The organism is uncultured Succinivibrio sp. (genome assembly GCF_902756765.1).
In the GTDB taxonomy this organism is placed as follows: domain Bacteria; phylum Pseudomonadota; class Gammaproteobacteria; order Enterobacterales; family Succinivibrionaceae; genus Succinivibrio.
In genome coordinates this window covers 1-4,489 of record NZ_CACVSS010000118.1, presented here as the reverse complement: position 1 = coordinate 4,489, position 4,489 = coordinate 1, and the positions used below count along the sequence as shown (strand labels likewise).

2 protein-coding genes are annotated in these 4,489 nt (G+C 38.7%); both read right to left on the bottom strand.

Translation table 11 applies throughout. The features are described from left to right. Positions 1–2,214: a SpoIIE family protein phosphatase gene (locus tag QZU45_RS10940; protein ID WP_295355232.1), complete on the bottom strand. Its 2,214-nt coding sequence runs from the start codon at positions 2,212–2,214 to the stop codon at positions 1–3. Positions 2,215–2,233: 19 nt separating this feature from the next. After that, on the bottom strand, positions 2,234–4,390 hold the full coding sequence (locus QZU45_RS10935; RefSeq protein WP_295355230.1) for a SpoIIE family protein phosphatase: 2,157 nt from the start codon (positions 4,388–4,390) through the stop codon (positions 2,234–2,236). Positions 4,391–4,489: the final 99 nt, after the last annotated feature.

The window sequence follows — 4,489 nt, the reverse complement described above, 5'->3', positions numbered from 1 at the left end:
CTACTTGAATCTGAAGCAGAGCATAGTGATATCGTCAAACTGTTCTGCTTTTCCGGCAAATTCTAGAATTCTTCTGTAAACCCCTTTAATAATCTTTTCAGATGAAGACCTTAGCATCTCTTCATTCATAATCTTAAGAAGTCTTGCCTCACCGAATAACTTCTCATGCACATCAATAGCTTCTGTTACGCCGTCTGTATAAAGCAGCAGACAGTCACCATCATCGAGGACCATATTATTCTGCTCATACTCAATAAGATCAGATACTCCCACCATAGGGAAAATCTTAGGAGGATTCAGAAATTCATATGCTCCTTTTTTTCTTGAAAGCAGCAGAGGAGGATTATGACCTGCGCTTACATATGAAATCTCTCTGGTCTTAAGATTGATGATAGCGGTAAACACTGTTACGAACATTCCTTCCTTATTGTTGTCGCACAGCTGTACATTTGTCTGGGTTACAACACTGGCAAGATCGTTATTGTCCTTTAGCATCATATGGGAAAGATTTCTAAGGATAGTCTTAGATGTTACCATGAACAGTGCTGCAGGAATGCCCTTTCCGGAAACATCCGCAATTGTGACAACCAGACGATCTTCATCGAGCATAAAGAGATCATAGAAATCTCCGCTCACACTCTTTGCAGGAAGATTCATGGCATAGAGCTCGTAATTACTGTGCTGATCAGTAACCTCAAAATTCTTTGGAAGCATATTTGACTGAATGGTTTTAGCCACATTCATAGTTGCTTCAATTTTTTCCTTCTCAGAAGATACTCTAGAGATGGATTCCATCTTCTTTTTAATCTCAATAACCATGTTATTGATATTGTCTGCCAGAGTTTGAATCTCATCATCACTATCTACAGAAATCTTCTTATCAAGATTTCCTGTTGAAAGGCTTTTTATCTCAGAGGAAATCTGTCTTATTGGTCTGGTATAGGCTTTTACTACCCTGTAGGAGATAATCAGGGAAAGCAGCATCAGTACCGTCATCACGAGACACATAACGCCTCTGTACTCACTTATAAGAGCAAAAACGAGACTATTCTTGTCATCTATAACCTTAAAGATGTTTGACTTGGATGTAGTCACTGATGTCTTAATTTCATCCTCAAAATAAACTGCTGCAAGATGGCCATTTAAAGATGGAGCAGGCGTATAGGCAACATAATATGAAACTCCATCTAAACTGATAAGCGAAATGCCTGTATCACCGGACAGCACATGTTTAACCATATCCTTTATATCAGCAGAGGCAATCTGTTTTAGAGTCAGATCAGCCTTAACCGAGAATATGCCTTCAGTAAAATCAGACATCTGTATTTTGCCGGTATTATCCATGAGGAACATCTTCCATTCATGATCAACATGGGAGTCACTTTCATGATTAGCATGGGAGTCAAGAGAGAACTCTGCAAGGTCATGCATGCTGACATCAAATGCTACAACACCAGCAAAGCCCTTATCATCATAATAAGGGAAAGAGTAGCAGATAACAGGTTCTCCATTGTTATAGTAAACATTGCTTAACCTGCCTTTACCATCTGGATTCTTCTGCATCTCATAGGCAGGAAGATCTCTGTAATCAAAAAAACGCTTACTGTTTTTTAACGACAGAAAAGAGAAAATGTTACCGTGATAACTCAGATCATATGGATTTATGTTCAGACAGAATCCGTTTTTAGAGATTACATAGAACACAATTGGAAGATCAGAATACTGAGTGTAAATGGAAACCATAAGATCTCTGATGTTATTGGCAAGAGCCAGCTCTTCACTGATTTCCTTTTCTCGAGGATTTACCCCAAAACTGAAACTGGAAACTACATTCTTGTCTTTATCTTTGACATTATCAAATATGAAATCATAATTTCGCTTATATCTTTTTGGATATTTCATGTAATTGGTCATGCTCTCAGCTATAAGCTGAGCATCATCCATACATTTTCTGACGTTAAGATCCAGAGTCACACCATCTGCAATAACATGATTTACATAAATTCTCTTCTTGGATTCGGATATATGCTCTGTAATTTCCCAACTCAGATTATTCTTTAGGTGAGGAAACCAAACTGACAGCTTCTTTTCAGTCGAATATACAGTAAAGAGAAATACACACATAATACACACAAAAGACACTAAAGCTCCGCCAATCGACAGAAGCGTAATCTTCCATTCTATGCTGTGTCCTTTTTCCTTCAGAAAATTCATGTAGTTATTTCTCTCTTCATTATTTACGCTGCAGACAAAGGAGCGCTATATCATCAGTAAAGCTATCCCGACCAATAAAGTCAACGGCAGTCTTGTAGGAAAAATCTACAATCTCCTCCGATGTCAGATTATTCTTTCTTGCTTTCAGAACCGCCTCAGAAAGCATCAGTTCGTCAAATTTTTCGCCTTTTAACGATCTGTCCGAGATAATACCGTCTGTATACAGATAAAGCATATCCCCAGGATTTAATACAGTAGATCTGGTATGGAAGGATATATTGCCATTTAAGGCCATAATTGAATCAATGTTCCCATCAATCAGGAAGCTTCCAGTGCCCTTCTCTGCGCTGTAAACGTATGGGGCGTAATGACCAGCATTTACATACTCCATTCTGCCGGTACTCAATTCAATAATGCCTATGAATAAAGCCACATACATCTGCTCGGTATTATGCTCATGCAGACGATTGTTGATCTTGTGCAGGGCATCTCCGAGCGACACCTCAGAATTCATTTTGCAGAAACTCTTGATAACAGCCTTTGAAATCATCATAAACAGTGCTGAAGGAACACCTCTTCCGGATACATCACCAATGCTTACAACCAGATGACCTTCATCAAGCATGTAGAAATCAAAGAAATCTCCGCCAGAACTTTTTGCAGGATATTCTTTTGCATACAGATCAAATCCATATTTCTCAGCCAGAGAGAAATTATCTGGCAGATAATTCACCAGAATCTCGTTGACTACATTGACCTCCGCATCAAGACGCTTCTTCTGGGCTGAAATCTCTGACAGATTTTTTATGTTGTCCTGCAGTTTCTGCGCAAGGGAATTAAAACTTTCGGCAATCTCCATGATTTCATCATGAGAATCAAGTTTAACCCTCTTATCAAGATTACCTTCAGCAAATTTGTTGACGTCATGAGTAAGGCGAATAATCGGATTGACGACATTATCTGAAAGTCTGATGATTCTCCTGAAAATAAAAAACAGCAGTAACAGAACAAATACAGTGGTGGAAATAACCACAAGCACTATTGAGCTCTTAAGTTTGCTGTAGTATGAATCCTTAATCTTAAGCAGATGATCTTTAATTTCGATGGAAGGAGCATAAACATTTTCCACAGGAATCAGCGAAGCAAAGCTCCAGTTTACATTTTTGATAGGAGAATAGGCGATAAAATAATCTTTTCCCCTGATGGTTACAGTATCAAAACCTTCTTTCTGCTCAACCATCTTATCCGCAATGTTTGCCAGGGATTTTTCCTCGGAATTACGTATATCCACACCCAGTGTCACCCTGATGGCATCGGAATCAAAGTTTACAAAGAGGACTTCCCCCTTGCTACTTAGGATAAAATATAGATCATTCTTATCGACAGCTATGGATTTAACCAGTTCATTAACCCATTTAGGACTGCAGTCAACTCCCATTACACCATGAAATTTGCCGTTAACATAATATGGAGAAATGCAGGATACTGTCATATCTCCTGTCTGAGCTCTGTAAACATCAGTAAAATTGGTACCCACATAACCTTTTCCTTCCTGATACCAGATACGAGAGACCGGATCATAGGTTAGTCGAGCAGGATTCCTGCTTACAGGAACAAGATCATCTGGTTGACTCATTACATACATAGCAATGGTATAACCGGATTCAGCTCCGAAAAAAACACACTTGTAGTAATCTGAAAAGAAAGGAGCAAAATCTGCAATATTTGAGCCTGCCTTTATTTCCTTTTCAATCTGGGGATTCAGACCTTGTTTCAGAAGTCTCTGACTGAAATGAACATATGGAGTTTCAGATTTAACGTCTTCATAAAGAGCATTAGGAAGAGCTCGGGGATGATATCTTTCAGGATGTTCTAAAAAAGCCACAAAGGTATCACGCAGCATGGATACGTCTTCTGAAATAAGACGAAACTCTGTACTCAGAAGATTTGATATGGCTTCATTCTGAACGGTAAGACGCCTTTCTTCCTCTCTTAGGGCGTAATTTTCGGCGCGATTGGTAATGTTCTTAAGGGTGCTTCGCTCCTGTTTTTCTATCTGATTAAACAATACAAAGCTTCTTACGGGCGCAGATACCGCAAAACCAATAATAAACAGAACACTGCCGCAAAGAGCTGCAAATGTTAATTTTTTTCTTAACGACTTTGTTCTTTCCACAAATCAGATCCTTAAAACACCCCATCTTAATTGAAGTCTAAAACAATATTAAGGTAATTGAAGCAGTTATATACTGAATCTTTGAGATACGTAAAAAAA